This is a genomic window from Lentzea waywayandensis, assembly GCF_900115955.1.
GTDB classification, from domain to species: Bacteria; Actinomycetota; Actinomycetes; order Mycobacteriales; family Pseudonocardiaceae; genus Lentzea; species Lentzea waywayandensis.
This window is the reverse complement of record NZ_FOYL01000012.1, coordinates 230,559-248,459: the sequence shown is the minus strand read 5'-3', so window position 1 is coordinate 248,459 and position 17,901 is coordinate 230,559. Positions and strand designations below refer to the sequence as shown.

General features: G+C 70.3%; 11 protein-coding genes. 8 read left to right on the top strand and 3 right to left on the bottom strand.

What is annotated here, in order from left to right; genetic code table 11:
- Nucleotide 1 precedes the first annotated feature (1 nt).
- From BM417_RS36085 to BM417_RS36060, 6 genes are all read left to right on the top strand, one after another.
- On the top strand, nt 2–3,532 hold the full coding sequence (locus BM417_RS36085) for a CHAT domain-containing protein (protein ID WP_093603794.1): 3,531 nt from the start codon (nt 2–4) through the stop codon (nt 3,530–3,532).
- Between the two features lie 18 nt (nt 3,533–3,550).
- Nucleotides 3,551–6,019: a caspase family protein gene (locus BM417_RS36080; RefSeq protein ID WP_093603792.1), complete on the top strand. Its 2,469-nt coding sequence runs from the start codon at nt 3,551–3,553 to the stop codon at nt 6,017–6,019.
- A 727-nt stretch (nt 6,020–6,746) separates the two neighbouring features.
- Nucleotides 6,747–8,951, top strand: a complete 2,205-nt coding sequence (locus tag BM417_RS36075; protein ID WP_143138948.1) for a hypothetical protein — start codon at nt 6,747–6,749, stop codon at nt 8,949–8,951.
- Entirely contained in the window at nt 8,948–10,087 is a 1,140-nt protein-coding gene (locus BM417_RS36070) for a P-loop NTPase family protein (RefSeq protein ID WP_143138947.1), read from the top strand. Before BM417_RS36075 ends, BM417_RS36070 begins: the two co-directional genes overlap by 4 nt.
- A complete protein-coding gene (locus BM417_RS36065; protein WP_093603786.1) occupies nt 10,084–10,875 on the top strand; it encodes a hypothetical protein in 792 nt (263 codons plus the stop codon). The genes BM417_RS36070 and BM417_RS36065 overlap by 4 nt, the downstream gene beginning before the upstream one ends.
- A 53-nt stretch (nt 10,876–10,928) precedes the next feature.
- Nucleotides 10,929–11,399 (top strand): hypothetical protein, encoded by a 471-nt coding sequence (locus BM417_RS36060; protein WP_093603784.1) that lies wholly within the window; start codon nt 10,929–10,931, stop codon nt 11,397–11,399.
- A 125-nt stretch (nt 11,400–11,524) separates the two neighbouring features.
- Here BM417_RS36060 and BM417_RS36055 read toward each other — a convergent pair whose 3' ends face one another.
- The 3 genes from BM417_RS36055 to BM417_RS36045 form a co-directional block, all read right to left on the bottom strand.
- Complete coding sequence (locus BM417_RS36055; RefSeq protein WP_093603782.1) at nt 11,525–12,802, bottom strand: glycosyltransferase; 1,278 nt, start codon at nt 12,800–12,802, stop codon at nt 11,525–11,527.
- Complete coding sequence (locus BM417_RS36050; RefSeq protein WP_281251394.1) at nt 12,799–15,012, bottom strand: glycoside hydrolase domain-containing protein; 2,214 nt, start codon at nt 15,010–15,012, stop codon at nt 12,799–12,801. The genes BM417_RS36055 and BM417_RS36050 overlap by 4 nt, the downstream gene beginning before the upstream one ends.
- A 108-nt stretch (nt 15,013–15,120) precedes the next feature.
- Complete coding sequence (locus BM417_RS36045) at nt 15,121–16,011, bottom strand: helix-turn-helix domain-containing protein (RefSeq protein ID WP_218164676.1); 891 nt, start codon at nt 16,009–16,011, stop codon at nt 15,121–15,123.
- 152 nt (nt 16,012–16,163) lie between these two features.
- Here BM417_RS36045 and BM417_RS36040 point away from each other — a divergent pair, with 152 nt between their 5' ends.
- On the top strand, nt 16,164–17,006 hold the full coding sequence (locus tag BM417_RS36040; RefSeq protein ID WP_093603930.1) for an SDR family oxidoreductase: 843 nt from the start codon (nt 16,164–16,166) through the stop codon (nt 17,004–17,006).
- 142 nt (nt 17,007–17,148) lie between these two features.
- Nucleotides 17,149–17,901, top strand: coding sequence for a hypothetical protein (locus tag BM417_RS36035; protein WP_143138946.1), 753 nt, complete (start codon nt 17,149–17,151; stop codon nt 17,899–17,901).

Here is a 17,901-nt window from a genome sequence, read left to right as displayed (position 1 = left end):
CGTGGTGGACCTCATCGCCGCACTGGCCAGAGACCTCTGGGTCACCGCGGAAGCCGGCACACCGCTGGAGGAGGTCTGCGCCGCGATCGGTGCGGGCGAACCGCGCCGAGCGCTGCGGCTGCTGGAAGACCTCGGCCAGAACGGATCCGGCGACGACGCGGTCGAAGCGTTGCGGTACTGCGCGACCTACCTCGACGCGCAGTGGTGGCCGGGCGGCACCGACTGCGGAGTGCTCCCGCCGCCGAAACCCACGCCGCGGTCCGCGCGGACCCTGTTGAGCGCCGTCGCCGAGGAGATCGTGCCCGTGTCCCTGGTGCTCCGGACGCTGGCCACCGGTGCGCGCCGCGCCGGTGAGGACCAGGGCGCCCAGATGCTCGGCACCGTGCTGCTTCCGACGATCACCGAGTGGCAAGCTCTCGCCGAGCAGGCCGGTGACGGCACGGCAGCGGCTTACGTCGAGCTCCTGCGTGCGGACGTCGAGCGCCGTGCGGGCCGTCATGAACGCACAGCTGCGCTCCTGGAGATGGTCCACTCCCGCGCTGCGGACATGGACGCGCTCAGCGTCGGACTGGTCCACCTGGCGGCCGGCGACGCGGCTCTGACGCCGTTGCAGTCACCGGAGACGCTGGGTTTCGACCTCGCGGCCCGGGGTGACGCGGCCGTGCTCGGTGATGCGCGAGCAAGGGCTCAAGTCCTGGACCACTACCGGAACGCGCGGGCCGCGTTCGTGGCCGCGCGCTCACCTCGCGGTGTCGCCTCGACCGACCTCCGCCTGGCCTGGCTGCACCGCCTCGACGGCCGCCCCGACGCGGCTCGGGAGACGCTCGAGGCAGCGGCTGAAGGTTTTCGCGCGGCGGCTGACGGTGCGGGCCACGTGCTGGCACTCACCCATCTCGCGGTGGCAGGCCTCTCGGACGAACGGCCTTCCCCGGACCAACCGGACCTGGTCGCCCACGCCACCGCCTGGGTGACCGGCGGCGGAAGCCGAAGCTTCGCGCTGGGGTGTGCCGGGATCGTCCACTGCGCCGCGAACGCGTTCCACGACGCCGGCGACGTCGAGGCATCGCTGGCGGCCTACGAGCTGTCGCGACGGCTCGTGCGCGCGCTCGGCGACCCCGATGCCGAGCTGACGGTGATCAGCGACCTCGGCGAGTTGTACGCACGGCTGAACAGCAGAGGCGCCACCATCGCGACGATCGAGGAGACGCTCGTCGAACGGATGGCTCCTCACGACGGACTCTCGGGAACGGGACAGCTCGATCCCGTGACCTGGCTGGGCGTCGTTCACCTGCTGGCCTGGCTGGGCGACCAGCTCATCAGGGAGCGGGACCCCGACAGCCTGGCGGGACTGCACGACCGCGCCGCCCTGCTGTTCGCCAGGGCGCCCGGCGGGCCCAGGCCGCTGCACGCCCCCGTCCAGGATCCGTTGTCACGCATCGAACAGGCGAAGCGCGACCTCACGGTGCTGAGGGAGGCACGAGGCGGTCCTCACGCGGGAGGACAGGACTGGGCCGCGATGGAGCAGGCGAACGTGGACATCGCCGCCCGCTGCCTGGCCGACGTCGTGGCGATGGCCGATGTCATGACCCACCAGACCAGTGCGCTCGCCGCCGCACAACGAGGCGACACCGCGAAGGCCGAGTCCGAGTTCGCCGCGGCGCTGGCCGCGACCGACTCGGCCGGGCACAGCCTGGCGCTCGCGGTGCTGGCGGGGTGGGGCCGCAGGGACGAGCTGCTCACCCGGACCAGGGCGTACTTCGACGGATCTCCCGAGATCGACCCGGAGCAGGCCGCCACGCTGTGGCTCAACGCCAGGGCGTTCGGCAACGCGAAGAGCGCACTCGGTGCGGAATGGACACTTCCCTCCACAATGGACTCTCCGGTCTGGAGGCAGGACTGGGAAGGCCACGTTCTGCGCGCTCGCATCGCGCTCGGGCTCGGGCGTTCCACCGAGGCGGCCTCGTTCGCCGCTGACGGCGCGGTCAGGTTCGAACGCTGGTTCTCGGCGCTCACCAGCGACGCGTTCCGGGTCGCCGTGCTGGACGACGCCATGATCCGGCGTCTCTACCAGGCCGCCGCCGCGGCGTCCATCGCGCGAGGAGAGCACTCGGCCGGGTTCGCCGCGGCGGACCGCACGCGGTCGTTCTCGCTCGGCGCCCTGGTCGCGGACGCCGCCTGGGCGGCAGGTGCCCCGGCGGCCGCACCCGGCTTCCGGGCCTGGCGGCAGGCACAGGCGGAGTGGATCGGCTTCTACGACCGGCGACGAGCGGCGTGGCGTCAGCGCGACCCCGCTGTGCACAGCCGGACCGCCGACGAGCTGGCAGCGGCGCAGGACCGGCTGGACTCGGCCGGCGCCGACCTGGAGCGGCGCGCTCCCGGTGCCACCCGGCGCAGGTCCGTCTCGCTTCCGCCGGCGACCGCCGAGTCCGTCGCCCACCACCTCGCCCCCGGCACCCTGCTGGTCGAGTACCTGTTCGGCGACGACGAACTGCTGGTGTGGGCGCTCACCGCGACGACCTGCACGGGGTGGCGGCGCGACGTCGACTCGCTGGCGCTGACCGGCGCCATGCACCGCCTGCACGCCGCCTGGCAGGGCGACCGGCGCGTGTCCACCGACGAGGAACTCGTGGCGGACACGCTCCTCGGCCCGGTCCGTCACCTGCTCGACCACCACGACCGGATCGTCGTGGTGCCGTTCGGAACGATGAACCTGCTGCCGTTCCACGCGCTTCCCCATCGCGGCCGGCCGCTCGGGCACGACCGCGCCGTGTCGCACCTGCCGTCCGCCGCGCTCGTCCCGCAGCTGTCGGGACGCCCCGCGCCCCGCCTCAGCGGCGCGACGGTCGTCGGTGATCCGGCGACCCATCCCTCGCGCGGCCTGCACCGGCTGCCCGGTGCCCGGGTCGAGGCTCTTGCCGTGGCACGCCTGCTGCAGGCCGACGCCGTCGTCGGTGACCGTGCCGACGAGGCGGGCGTCCGGTCCGCGTTCGCGGCCCGTCACCCGATCCTGCACATGGCGACCCACGGCCTGCTCGACGACGAGGCGCCGAACCTGAGCGCGCTCGTCCTCGCCGGCCGTGACCAGATCACCCTCGCCGAACTGCTCGGGGTCGGGCTCGACATCGACCTCGCGGTGCTGTCGGCCTGCGACACGGGCCGGGGTTCCATCACGATGGGCGGCGACGTGGTCGGCCTCGCCCGCGGCCTGCTCGCCGCCGGAGCGCGCCACTCCGTCGTGGCGCTGTGGCCGGTCGACGACCAGGCCGGCTGTCTGACCATGGTCGCCTTCGCCGAGGAGATCGCCCGCGGCACCCCCGTCGCACGAGCACTTTCGGCCGCGCAGCAACGCGTCCGGCTGGCCGGAGAGGCCGACCGGCGCGACTGGTACGCGCAGCTGGCCGAGCAGGCCGGCGCACCCGTGAACACCGGCGGCCGCCGCACCACCCGTGACGTCGAACCGCTCGCGGCGAACCCGGACAGGTCCGCCGGCCACCCGTCGTGGTGGGCCCCGTTCGTCCACATAGGAATCTGATCCTCCGGAGGTCCCGCCATGAAACGAGCACTGCTGATCGGAAGCCAGATCCAGGGGCTCACCGGCGTGCACGGCGACATCGAGCTGATGGACGACGCGCTCTCGAAGCTCGGCTTCGACACCATTCCCAGCATCGAGAAGAACGCGACCACGGACGCGATATTCGACCGGTACCGGACACTGATCCAGGACAGCGGCCCCGACGACACCGTTGTCGTGTACTACTCCGGTCACGGTGGCAGGATGCGCAACCCGCTGGCCGACCAGGACCCCACGCTGCCCACCTGGTTGCAGTACATCGTGCCCACCGACGCCGACGACCGGTCCAACGGCCGCGCACGGTGCGTGCTGGCCGAGGAGCTCAGCGAGTTGCAACACCAGCTGACTGAGAAGACGACCAACGTGACGGTGATCCTCGACTGCTGCCACTCCGCCAGGATGTCCCGCCGCCGCGGCGCGCTGCCCAAGGCGACACAGCTCGCGTTTCCCGAGGAAGACCTGGTCTCGCGCTGGACAGAGGTCCGCGCCCGGCACCACCGGACGGGCGACGGGAACCTGCACGCCGTCCGCGTTGTCGCGTGCTCCCCCGACCAGAGCGCGTACGAGGACTACATCCCGGCGCTCGGCGCGCAGCACGGAATGCTCACCGGCGCACTCGTGCCGCTGCTGACCGACGCCGGCGGCACCATCACGTGGCTGGACGCCCTGGAGCTGATGCGGAACGCCGTCACCACCGAGCAGCGGCCGGACGTCGAGGGCCCCGCCGAGCGGCTCCTGTTCTCCCTCCGGACCCGCGACGCCGTGGGGGTCCTCCCGGTGCGGGTCGAGAACGGGAGAACGGTGCTGCCGGACGCGGCGATCTTCGGGGTCGCGCGCGGCGACCGGTACGACCTGCGCGCACCGGGCGCCGACATCCTGGTTCACGACGCGATCGTCGACGATTTCGTGGACGGCGACGCGGTTCTCCGGCACGACGGGCCTGCACACCTGCCCGCCGGAACGTCCGCGTGGCCGGTCGAGGTCGCGCTCACCCGCCGCCCCGTCGCCGTGGTCCCGCCCGGCGCCCCGCGCCGTGATGAGCTCGCTGCCGAGCTCAGCGACACAGCGGGCGTGGTTCCCGTGGAGGCAGGGGCGGAGGCGTTCGCGACCGCACGCGTGGAAGGCGACCACGTGTTTCTGCTGGACGGCGGCGGCGAACCGCTGAACGCCCAGCCGATGTCCCACACCGAAGCGGTCGAGGCGGTGCGCAAACTGGCGATCGCCGAACACGTCCGCACCCTGCCGAGCGGTGCCGGCGACGCGTCGCTGCCTCGGGACGTGACCGTGTCCTACGTCCGGGTGCTGCCCAACGGCGACAAGACCGAGATCTCGTCCGGCGATCATCTGCACGTCGGCGACAGACTGTTCATGCGCATCTCCAACTCGTCGAACGGGCAGCGGTACGCCTGCGTGTTCGACATCGGCCTGGCAGGCGCCGTGACCCCGCTGACCACTTCGCAACCCAGCGGCGTCACGCTCGCCGAGAACGAGACGTACGAACTGGGCCACGACTGGCGCGGCGGGATTCCCCTCGTCTGGCCGGAAACCCTGCCCAAGGGCGCCCCACGACTCGAAAGCTTCGTCACCGTCATCGCGGACCTCCAGGTGGACCGGCTGGGGAGGCTCGGACAGCGCGGGCTGACCCGCGGCCACGACCAGAACGCGCTGGAGCACCTCGTGACCGATCTGGCGGTCGGCACGAGGGACGTACCTCGCCTGGGCTCAGTCGGCGGAGTCCGCTGGCGCGTGGAGCGGTTCGACTTCCTCCTGCACCCCACGGCGAGGCCGACCGCCGACGAACCGGGGTTCGAGATCGACGAACGCCCGGATCCGTCGCTCCGCTCACTCACCCCGCGCGGCACCACACCGCCCACGCACGTGTCGGTCCGGCTCAAGGAACTCACCGTCCACAACAACCTCGCGTTCCTGAAGTCCCGCGTGCGGGTCGACGCGGTGGTCATCACAGCCGCTCAGACCGGCGACCCCTACCGGGCCAGCACCATGCGCTTCGACCGGATCGGCGACGGACACCGGTTGCCGTTCGACGACGTGCTGATCTACGACGGGCCGGTCGCGCGGTTCCTGGACATCGCCATCTGGGTCGCGAAGGACGACACGCGCGAAGCCGACCTCGCCGACCTGCTCGTGCAGCAGACCGCCGACAAGGACGTGGCGGCGGCGATCGTCACACTGGCGGCACTCGCCGTGGCGGCCCCCGCGGCCGCAGCGGTCGCGGGAGGCGCAGCGGCGGTGGCCGTGCTCGTCCGCACCGCCGCGAAGGTGCTCACCGCCTTGCAGGGCAAGAGCATCGGCGTGTACCGCACGACCCTGCTCCCCCACCAGGCCTTCGGGGCCGTCGACGGTGTCGGTCGGCATCCGGCGCAGGGGCTCATCAAGGCGCAGGACATGTCGTTCGCCTTCGAGGTGATCGCGGCTCCGACCGCGTGAGACGAGCCCGCCGGCCTCACGCGGGTGGGCGATGCCTGGCACGAGTTCCGTCGAGAGGTGTTCGGAGATCCGTACCTGGTGTGGCACGAAGGCGCCGACGTCGACGCGCACGATCACGTCGCTGGGGCGCTCCCGCCCGCCTCCGCCGTGCGCCGTCAGACGCGGCCATGTAAGCGACGGATACCACCTTTCGCCGCACGGCTGACTTCGTCGCGTTGCCGACGAGCCGGTATGACGCCCACCCCCGGTGATTACGGCCCTGTTTAGAACCTTGTCGCGTTTCGAGAGCAGGTTTTCACTCGAACAGGTGACGAATTCGCGGCCAGATAGAAACCACCCATGACCACTCTCGCGTCCACTTTGAACTTCTTGTTGATGCATTCGAGTCACGCATGTAACCATTCGCGTCCGAACAGCGAGAGACGTACGTATGTCCAGCGCAGACAGGACGCCGATGCGCGATGTGACCTGCGCACGACAAAGCCCGCGGCCGATTGGAGCATTCCCTCCGACCTCGAAATCAGCGACGTGCCGCCGGCGCCGGCAAGTGGTCGGCCGCATCGAGTGTCGCGGAATTCATCGGCGGCAGTGATCCGACAACCGAATTCCGCGAATGCGTTGTCGCGGCGGCGACCGGGTGCGCCGTCTTGAAGATCCACAGGTCGCCAGGGACCTCGAACACGAAAGGCGTCAGCGGGTGTCGCAAACCAGTCGCAAGATCAGTGCAGTGCTGGAGCGAAGACAGGTCCAACTGCCGTTGGTGGACCACGAGATCGCCAGGTGGAACAAGATCGCCGAGCTGCTCGCCCGGTTGCGCCCGTTCGGTGTGGACGATCACGTGCTGGAGCGGGCGGGCCTGCTCGACGCCGATCTCTCCGACCTCGCCGGGCTCGCGGCCGAGTCGATCCTCCTGCTGGGGCGGGTGCGATCGCGCGTGTCGCGGCGCACGGTGAACATCGGGGTCAGCGGCCAGGCACGCAACGGCAAGAGCACTTTGCTGCGGTCCCTGTCCGGCCTCGACGACGATCAGGTTCCGACCGGCAAGGGCCGGCCGGTGACCGCGGTCCGCAGCCGGATCTTCCACTCTACCGAGCACCACAACGCCCGCCTGACGACGCACACCGAGTCGTCGTTCCTGGACGAGGTGCTCTACCCCTACTACGCCGAGTTCGGCGTAGTAGCCGCGCCGTCGAACCTCGGCGAGTTCACCGCGATGCCGGACGTGCTGTCCGACACCGCACTCGCGGATCGCCTGGCCGCGGATCCCCGGACCGGCCCGCTGCTGGCGCGGCTGCGCGAGATCCACGCCAGCGCCCACACCTGGCGCCGGTTCTTGACCGGCGCGGCCGTCGACGTTCCGCTGGACGAACTGCGCACGTGGATCGCCTACCCCGCCGAGGAGTCCGCCGACCCCGACCGCCGCTACCTCGCGGTGCGGGAGGCGGTCATCCACTGCCCGTTCCCCAGAACCGACGCCGTGGCCATCGGCCTCATCGACCTGCCCGGCCTCGGTGAGCTGACGCCGCGAGCCGAGGAACGGCACATCGCCGGGCTGCACAACGACGTCGACCTGGTGCTGATGGTGAAGTGGCCGACTGACACCAACGCGCTGTGGACCACCGCGGACGCGATGGCGATGGACCTGGCGAACAAGGCGCGGGGTGCCGCCGCGATGCGCGACTTCGCGATGATCCAGGTGAACACCGGCCAGTGCGATCCGGCGAACGTGGCAGCGCTCCGGGCCGACCTGTCCGAACGGGTCAACAACCGCACCGACGACGCGTACTTCCGGGTGCTGGAGGCGGACGTCGCCGTTCCCGAGATCGTTCGCGAAGCCGTGCTCGACACCGTGCTCGACCACCTGGCCGACGCGTTGCCGAGGATGGACGCCGCGGTCATCGGCGACGCGATGGAACGCTGCGCGCGCAATCGGGACACCATCGTCGGCCGGGTGCGTGAAGCACTGCGCGCGATGCGCAAGGTGGTCACGCCCACGTCCAGCGAGACGCTGGTCGCGCTCGCGCGGTCGGTGCAGGCCGAGCTGGCGCAGTCCCTGCAGGGGTGGATCGCCGACCTGGAGGACCAGGTCTCCCGCGACGACGTGAGCGACAGCTTCCTGTCCCGCGCGCAGGAGGTGCGGGCCGACATCCGGGCGTGGATCGACGGTGGTTTCGGAGACGGCCCCGAACGCTGGCAGGAGCTGGCCGTCGAGGACTTCAGCCGCAAGAAGGCGTCCCGCCCGTTCGCCGCCGCGGCGTTGAACGGCGTCCGGGTCGAGCTGGCGCGCAGGCTGGCGGCCGTGGACGACGTGCTGCTGGCCAGGCGAGCCGAGTTCTGGGCAGGCCTCGTGGGCGGGCTCGGCCGGCTCGGGGTGCTGTGCGCGGACGAGCACGACCCGCACACCGCGCTGACCCGATTGGTCGACGTCCTGCGGGAGCTCCCCGAGCCGTGTCCGGCCACCGTGGAGGCGTTCGAGTTCGTCCTCGACGTGCGCCTCGACTTCCGGACCCTGGTCCTTCCCGACGTGCGCGACGCCCTCCAACTGCTCTACCCCGAACCACCGGGCGAGGACGGCGTGCACATGGCGTCCCTGCTCGGCGTCACGCACGACGCCAGAGGCGCGGCCCTTCTCTACCAACGGGTCACGCAGCTGGCCAGGCAGGGCGTGCACGACAGCGGACGGGTGATGACCACGATCCCCGAGCGCGCGGCCAAGGTGCTGCTGGCCTTCGCCGAGCAGTTCGAGGACACGCTGATCCGGGGCAAGGAGGCCGAGAACGAGCTGGCGCGGGTGGTCGACGCGTTCCGGGACCAGATGTGGCCTGTCGAGGGCAAGGCCGACGCCGCCGTCGGCATCGGGCTGCAGCGGTTGCGCGGTGTTCTCGCGGACCTGCACGCCACCCTCTCCGACGAGTGGAAGGCGGCGGCGTGACCCAACCCTTCAAGGTCGCCATGGTCGGTCCCACCGCGGTGGGGAAGACGACCCTCCTGTCGGCGATCCTCGACCAGACCCAGACCCTGCTGAACGGCACCCCGATCGAGGTGGCCGCCGCCGAGGAGACCGAGCGCAAGCTCGCCACCAACCGCAAGGAGCTTGCCAAGGCGCTGGCTGCGGAGGAGTTCGAGGTGGCCGCGCTGCGCAGCACCCAGCAGGTGACGAACTACGACGTGCGGCTCCGGTCGATCGACGTGCCCTCGCTGTCGGTCCCGTTCGCGATCCTCGACTTCCCCGGTGGCTGGCTCGACCCTGACGCGCGGGCCGGCTCTCCTCAGGCGGGCGCCCAATGGGCCCGGTGCATGGACCACATCCAGCAGAGCATGATGCTGGTGGTGCCGATCGACGCGGCCGTGCTGATGGAGACCTCGACCGGCAAGGAACGCGCGGCCAGGGTGGTGCGACTGGGCCTGCCGGAGGTCGTGGAGGTCGTGCGGAAGTGGGCACGGCTGCGCAACCAGGTCCCGGACGAGCCCGCCATCCTCGTACTCGCACCGCTCAAGTGCGAGAAGTACTTCTCCGACAACGGCCGCGACACCGGCTTCACCGGTCATGAGCTGGCCACCGAGGTCCGCGCGGTGTACGAGGACGTGCTCAACGCGGCTCGCGACCAGGCCTCCCTGCGTCCCATCAGGATCGTGTACGCCCCGATCGACACCTACGGGTGCGTCGAGCTGATGGAGGCGTGCTGGGAACCCGGCCCGGACGGCGACCTCAAGCTCACCACCCGCTACCGGTTCCGCGGCGCGCCTCCGAAGATCTCGATCCGCGCCGCGTCGACCGTGACCCAGGAGCTGTGCCAGGCGATCGTCACCGCGCGGAGGGCCGAGGAGGAGCTGGACCGCGCGGGCACCTTGCGGAGGGTCGACGCGCTGACCGGGCGGCGGGACCAGAAGAAGGGCTTCTTCGGGGCGTTGCGCTACTTCGTCAGCGGTGAGGCGTCCAAGGTGGCCGCCGGCATCGAGTCCGGCACGTCCCGGCTGGCGGTGATCGAACAGCGGCATCGGCAACTGGCCGCCGCACTGGAGGCGCTGGCCGCGCACCAGCAAGACGACAGAGTGGAGATCTGGTGAACCGGACGCAGGTCACGGCCGTGATCACGCGCGGCCTGACCAAGGACTACGGATACCTGGGTGTGCCCGGCGACGAGTGGTGGGCCGAGGCGGCGGGCTTCGTCGACATGGACGAGCCCGCTGTCATCGCGTTGCGGGACGACAACGGGCTGCGGGTGCTGGTGAGCGGTATCCCGTCAGCCCGCAGGGACACCTCCCACCGTCTGATCCGGGTCACCCTGGTCCTGGCGGGCGACGACAGGCCCGACGTGCTCCGCGCACTGGTGCGCGCCGTGCTCGACGACGGCGACCGCGACAACGCGGGCGTCCAGCTCGACGCCGTGCTCACCGGGCCCGTGGTCGAAGAGCTCCTCGGTGACCGCACCCGCCCGATCGGCGAACTGGGTGACGCCGTCCTCGACGCCCTCGAACCGCTGTCGAGCGCGGAAACGGGCGCCGGTCCTCGGCAAGACCGGCCAGGCTCGTGGGTGGGGGCCGTGCACGACGAGGAGTCGACCGCCCGGTTCCTCGGCAGGTTCGACGCCCTGCTCGCCGGGAAGGCAGACGGCCACGCCCTGGCGACGCACCAGGTGGTCAGCACGGAGGGGGCCGCGCGGGCGGAAGCGGCTCTCGGCGCCGGCACCGCCGTCCTGACTCTCAGCGAGCAGTCGACGGTGACGGGCGTGACGCGCCTGGGAAAAGCCGGGAGGCCGGACCCCCGTCCGGCCACGAAGCCCCCGACGTCGAAGGTGGTCGCGGTGGTCGCGATCCTGGTGCTGGTGGTGGCCTTGGTGCTCTGGCTCCGCTGACCCTGCGAGCCCGGCTGGAGTTCGAGGCGGAGCTGTGGCACCGCCCCCCTTCGGTGCGGGGCGAGTGGCCGGACGGCACCAGCTTCACCGGCCGGTTCCTGACCGCCGAACGACTCACCGACGGCAGTGCGCGGGCCGAACTGCACCTGTGGCTCACCCGGACGACGATTCCGCAGCCCCTGCCCGGCAACGGGCAGTTCCCCGGCATCCGGGTGACCGCGGTCGTCCCGCCGCCGCTCGCCGACCGGGTGCTGGCCGCGGCCGACGGACTGACCTGGCCCGACGACGCACCGGCCACCCTCGTGCCGATCATCACGCTCTCGATCGACCTCGACGACGTCGCGGGTGCCCTGTACGGCGCCACCCGCGGCGCGTTCGAGCTCGTACAGGCGACCTGCGACCAGATCACCCGCACCGTCAGGGCGGTGGTCGACGGCGAGTCCCCCGGCGCGATCGCGTCACCGCTGCGCGCCAAGGGATCGCGGACTGCCGGAGACGTGGCCGGATGGGGCCTGGAGACGTGACCGGGCACGCCGCAGCACGACAAGCTCCGCGTCCCTCACGGCCTCACCGCGCAGTAGCACCGAAGCGGCGGACAACAACTTCCAAGTCGGCTTGTACAACGGTCATCGAGGGGGGACGCACAGGTTCATCCCGTTAGGACGACAGCTGGGTCGGACGTGGCGAAGAGGCTGTCGAACACCCGGACGCGGTCGAAGGACAGGGCGTGCTCGCGTGCTCGGTCCGCCATGAGTTGCCGTTCCTCGGCTGACATGTCGAGCACCACCCGGTCGATCGCGGCGGCGATGTGGCTGGTGTTCCCTGCCTCGACGAGGATGGCCGTCCCGCCCACGGCTTCGCCGACGCCTCCGGTGGTCGTCGTGATCACCGGCCCGCCGCCTGCGAGCATCTTCTCGGTCAGCGCGATGCCGAAGGTCTCGACGAAGTCCGGTTCGGGCTTGGTCGGCAGCGCGTACACGGCGCAGCCGTTCATCAGCAGCGGCTTTTCCTCGTCCTCCACGTCGGTGAGGAAGAGGATCCGGTCGTCGTGCCGGGTGATCGCCTGGAGGTGCTCCAGTTCGGGGCCCTTGCCGGCGACCACGAGCTTCACCCGTGACCGCGCCTGGCACTGGGCGAACGCGTCCACCAGGTCGTAGATGCCTTTGGCCCGTGTCACCCGGGACAGGAACAACACGTACCCGTCGCGTTCCAGGCCGCGTCGCTTCAGGGCGATGTCCACCAGCGCCGGATCGAGGTCGAGGTACGCCGAGGTGTCGATCGGCGGGTAGCTGACCGATATCCGGCGCACGCACTGGCGGGCGAACCGGGTGCCGCAGTGCGTGTCGACGGCCTCCGCGCAGGCGATGATCTCCTGCCTGGTGTACTCCGACACGGCGATCACCTGGTCGTTGGCGAGGAACCGGGTGAACAGGACCACGGCTGCCCCGAATCGCTTCTGGCGCAGGCACGAGCGAATCACGTTGGTGACGTCCGAGCCGACCGCCTTCGCGATGGTGTGGACGTCAGGTGCGTAGCCGGCCGCGCGTGCCGCGTCGACGGCGTCGCGTACCACGGCGTCGTGGGGAGCGAGGTACATCGACACGCAGGTGGTCGGGACCGGCTCGGCGAGCAGTTCGACCAAGCGTCCCGTCAGCCCGGCCAGATATCGGCCATCGGGTACCCGGTAGTCGCCGACCGGCTCCGGCCGCTCCACGGTGATGCCCTCGCTGTAGGGCATGATCCGATCCAGCGGCTTGAGCGGCAGGCCTGCCGCCTGCAGCACGGGTATCGGCCAGGTCAGCAGCCGGACGTCGTCGAAGCCGCGGGTGAGCGCGACCTCGGCCAGGTTGCGGGCTTCTCCGGAGTGACCGCAGATGACTGGGTCGGCCCGGACCACGATGACGAGACGGCGGCTTGGCCTGCTCATGTGCGAGCCCCTTTTCCGAGCGGGTCGGACACTGATGGCGGCAGGATCTTGCGTCCCCACTCCGAGGGGTGCGGGCCGAGTTCGAGCAGCAGGCGACCGCCGGCGTGGACGTCGGATGCGCGCAGATGCGCCGCGTCCAGAGGTTTGCCGTTCAGCCGGGCGGACTGCACGTACTGCGGCGGCGGGTGCTCGTCCAGCCCGTCGGAACTGATGGACGTCTCGCGGTGTCCCCGCGTCTCGATGACGAAGTCGCGGTCCCCGAGGTGCAGAGTGGCATGGCTGAAGGCAGGCGCGTTGACGAGGAACAGGTTCTGCCCGGCGACCGGGAACAGGCCGAGCGAGGCCCACACGTACCAGGAGCTCAGCCCGCCCGAGTCGTCGTTGCCCGGCAGGCCGCCGCGACCGGTGCCGAACTGCCAGGTCAGCGCCGCGTGCACGATCTCGGCCGTGCGGTCCGGCCGAGCCGCGTAGTGGTAGGACCACGGCGCTTCCATGTCCGGCTCGTTGTTCAGCCCCTCGAACCGGTTCAGCAGGTAGCCGGCCGCCATCTCCGCCGGGTCGGGCTGCTTACCGGGCTGCACCACGCGCGGGGCGCCGTAGCCGAAGAACGCGTCGAGCGTGCTGACGAAGGCTTCGTTCCCGCCGACCATCGCGATTCTCGCGGCCATGTCGTGCAGCAGCCGGAACGAGTAGTTCCACTTGCCGCCTTCGTAGAACGACGAGTCGAGAAGCAGGCCGGTGTCCGGGTCGAACGCGTTGGACCACAGGCGGCTTCGCGCGTCGAGGTCGTCGGCGAGCTGGACGTCGTTCAGGGACCGGGCCACACCGGAGGTGCAGTGGCAGGCGTAGGCGAGGTCGAGTGTGTGCGAGATCGGGTGCACGACGCCGTGCTCGTAGAAGTCCTCGCCGTACATCCGGCGCAGGTCGTCGTACATGTGCACCAGCGCCCAGGTCCAGTCCAGGTCGCCGAGGCCGAGGGCGTGCACGTCGGCCAGCGCGGTGTGGACCAACGCGCTCGCCTGCCGGAAGAACCTGTCCGCGCCGCGAGCCATCCGGTATCCGATGGGGAAGTTGCCTTCCTCCTCGCAGACCCGGATCAGTGACTCCAGGAGATCGACCGCCCGGTCCGGGCAGATGGCCATGAGCAACGGCAGCTGGGTCTTGTAGATGTCCCACATCGTGCAGATGTCGAACACGAAGGGCCCGGAGGACGGCCAGAACGGGCTCTCGTCGTCGGCGAAGCACGGCTTGATCAGCGAGTGGTACAGGGCCGTCGCGAACACCTGCCGCCTGGCGGGTGACCCGCCCTCGACCTCCACCCGGCCCACGTGGTCGCGCCACCGGGACTTGGTCTGCGCCCGGACGACGTCGAACGCCGGCGCCCCGTCACCGCATTCGCGATACAGGTTCTCCCGGGCCTGTTCGCAGCCGCGCAGAGAGAATCCGATCTGGATCTCGACGCTCTGCCCGGCGGTGGTGGGGCCCATGTAGAGCATCCCGAACGGGCGCAGCGTGGTCTGCCTGATGCGGTCGAAGTCGAGCCGCGTGCCACCCTCGATCAGCCGGCGGTCGTGCCAGAGCATCTGCCGCCAGCCCGGACTGTCGACCCTGATGTACACCGACAGCGGCACGCCTTCGACGACCACCGTTCCCTGGGCGCGGCCGTTGCCAAGGCTTTCCACGTGCGCCCGCAGCGGCACCGTGCGGCCGAGGTCGATGGCCAGCCCGCCGCAGGACAGGTCGACGACGATCCGTGCGCTGCGATGCTCGGGAAAGGCGTAGCGGTGGACGGCGACCTTGGCGCCGACAGTGACCTCACAGCGAATGCCGGTGTCGAGAGTGGCCGCGTAGTACCCGGCTTCGGCGGTCTCGTCGTGCAGCGGCCAGGCCTGGCCGAGGACGTCCAGCTGCTGCACCATCGGGGTCACCCGCACGTAGTTGTAGTACTTGCGGATCGCACCGGTGCCGGACTGCTGGAAGTGGGTGAAACCGGACGCCTGCAGCCCGTCGAACAGTTCCTCCGGCTGCCCCTCGGTGTTCTTCATGTAGAGGCCGTAGCCGGTCGGATAGGCACCGGAGTAGGCGCAGGCGGACACCATGCCGAGCGGGGACGTCGCGCCGGGGTGGGTGTTGCCGACCTGCGCTTTCGGCCACCACCAAGTGGCCGCCAGCCCCTGCGCCGCAGGCAGTGAGGTGGCAGCCGTTCCGATGAAAGGATCAATCTCGTCGAGGATGCCGAGACGCTATGTCAGCGAGGGCACCACGTTGGTTTCAGCGATATGAACTTGTGGTCAGCGATTTGTTCCTTCAGGCCGCGGCTACTGCGGTCGAGGGGGTGCCGTCCGCACGTCGGATCGGCGCGTGGCGGCCCAGCTCGCCAGCACGCGCAGAGCGTCGTCGTCCGCGGAGCCCGCAGGGGCGCTGAGCAAGGTCATGGCCAGGCCGGGGTCTGCCGTGAGCTGCATGGTCTCGAAGTTCAGGTCGAGGTCGCCGATGACCGGGTGGTGGAACTGTTTGACGCCGGTGCGGTGCAGGCGCACGTCGTGGGAGGCCCAACGGGTGCGGAAAGCCTCGCTGTGGGTGCTCAGTTCGCCGACGAGGTCGGTCAGTGCCCTGTCGTAGGGATCGCGGCCTGCTTCGGTGCGCATCATGGCGACGGTGTCGCCGGCGATGCGGTCCCAGTCACGCCAGAAGTCGCGCGCGCGGGGATTGAGGAAGGCGAAGCGGGCATGGTTCGCGGGGCGGTGCGGATCGTCGAACATGGGCGCGTACAAGGCTTGCGCGAGAGGATTGGCGGCCAGCACGTCGCCGCGGCCGTTGCCGACGAACGCCGGCACCTCGGTCATCAGCTCCAGCACGCGCGCGACGCTGGGCCGGATGTGCGGGGCGGGGGTCTTTCGACGCGGCCGGGCGGCCGGGCCGGCGACGCGGGCCAGATCGGTCAGGTGCGTCCGCTCGGCCTCGTCGAGCCGCAACGCACGGGCGAGAGCGTCGAGGACGCTGTCGGAGACACCGGCCAGGTTGCCGCGTTCGAGCTGGGCGTAGTACTCGACGCTGACCCCCGCCAGGTCGGCGACCTCACTGCGACGAAGCCCCGGCACCCGGCGGTTGCGGGCGTAGCTGGTCAGGCCGGCCTGTTCAGGGGTGATCTTCGCCCGGCGGGAGCTCAGGAAGGCCTTGACCTCGTCACGGTTGTCCACACCGTTCAGGCTAGGCCGGATCGACCGGGCGAGCAGTGGGCTGCCAGTACACCTTCCAGCAGCAACTTCCTCGTGCCGGCGGAACGAGGTTCTCTGAAGATCGCCACCGCTTCCGCAAGGTCTGACGGAGCCAGGTGGCCGATTCGAGAGAGGACGAGCACATGACGGAGAAGAAGGTTCTGCTCATCACCGGTGCCGGGCGCGGCATGGGCGTGGACATCGCCCAAGCGGCCTTGAGCGCCGGGTACGCGGTCGTCGCCACTGGCCGCGACCCGGAGAAGGTCGCACGGGCGATCGGTGCCACCGACGACTTGCTGACGGTGCGGCTCGACGTGACCGCCCCCGCCGACGCCCACGCCGCGGTGCGGGCCGCCGTCGGCCGGTTCGGGCGCATCGACGTGCTGGTCAACAACGCGGCCAACTTCTACGCCGGGTTCTTCGAGGAGATCACCCCCGAGGACTTCCGCGCCCAGGTCGAGACGAACCTGTTCGGCCCGCTCAACGTCACCCGCGCCGTGCTGCCCGTCATGCGCGAACAGCGTTCCGGACTCGTCGTGACGATCTCGTCCACCGCCGGCATCGTCGGCGGCGAGTTCACCTCGGCCTACGCGGCGGCGAAGTTCGCTGTCGAAGGCTGGATGGAGTCCCTGACCCCGGAAGTGGCCGAGTTCGGCATCCGCACCATGATCGTCGATCCCGGCTTCTTCCGCACCGACCTGCTCACGCCGGAGTCCACCAGCTACGCCGACCCGGTGATCGACGACTACATCGAGCGCACGAAGCAGACCGTCGCCGCCTGGTCGAGCATGAACGGCCTGCAGGGCGGCGACCCCGCCAAACTCGCCGCCGCGCTGATCCAGCTCACCGGTTCCAGCGAACCGCCCCTGCGCTGGGCCGCGGGCGCCGACGCGGTCGGCGCGCTGGAACAGAAGGCGAAGACCCTGCTCGCACAGGCCGACGCCCACCGCGACCTGTCGTCCTCGCTTGCACACGACGACGCCTGACCGTTCCGGAAACCCACGTACGCGTCGATGGTGACCGACCGGCGTTCCGCACCCGTCCGCGAAGTCCAGCCGGCGTTCAGTTCACGTCCAGTCTCCTCCGTTTGAGTCGGCGCTCCCAACCACTGAACTTCGGGAGAGGCTCGTGCTACGGAACCCCACAGCTATCGCGGTCAGTCTCGGCGCGTTGCTGGCCACGCTGGTCATGCCAACGGCGACCGCTGCGGCCACGTCGAAGAACTCCTTCACTTACGGGTGCACGCTGACCCTGGAGGTCTGCGAAGAGGCGGGAGCGAAGGCCGGCACCGATCCCGCCGCCGTCGCCCGTTACCTGGACGCCGCCGCCAAGCGGAAGTCCGAGATCGAAGCCAGCTTCGTTCCCTCGTCGGGCTACCGGACCCACGACGGCCGGAACGGCCGCTTCTACGGCTGGAAGCTGACGAAGAGCGTCTACCTCAAGTTGCCCTACTTCCGTTGCCGGCAGGTCGGCGGCCAGCCGGCCAACTGCGTCAATCAGGGCGACCTCGGTGTGCAGGCCAGCTTCAACTTCAACGGTCACCAGGCGCGCGACATCAGGACGGTGATGACGAACCTGACGCCGCTGTCGCTTCAGGTCCGGCACGCCATCACGTGCCTGCCCGGCGGTGCGGGCTGCTCGGGACCGATCTCCAGCCCGATCTCGCCGATGCCGCCGAGCGTCCCCAACGTCGAGGAGGGCACGACGTTCTACCTGCCGGACGCGGGCACGTACCAGTTGGCGTTCGCCTGGGAGGTCATCGACCCGGGGTGGAGCAACTCGAGGGCCACGACCCAGAACTTCGGTTCGATCCGCTTCGACTGCGAGCAGCTGGGCCCGCCGACCGACCCCGGTCAGTGCTACTTCCACATGCCCGTGTGA

What these genes read in the sequence shown, in the direction of transcription:
- BM417_RS36080 (WP_093603792.1), top strand. Translation starts at nt 3,551, where the DNA reads ATGAAACGAGCACTGCTGATCGGAAGCCAGATCCAGGGGCTCACCGGC.
- BM417_RS36055 (WP_093603782.1), bottom strand. Translation starts at nt 12,802, where the DNA reads ATGAGCAGGCCAAGCCGCCGTCTCGTCATCGTGGTCCGGGCCGACCCA.
- BM417_RS36040 (WP_093603930.1), top strand. Translation starts at nt 16,164, where the DNA reads ATGACGGAGAAGAAGGTTCTGCTCATCACCGGTGCCGGGCGCGGCATG.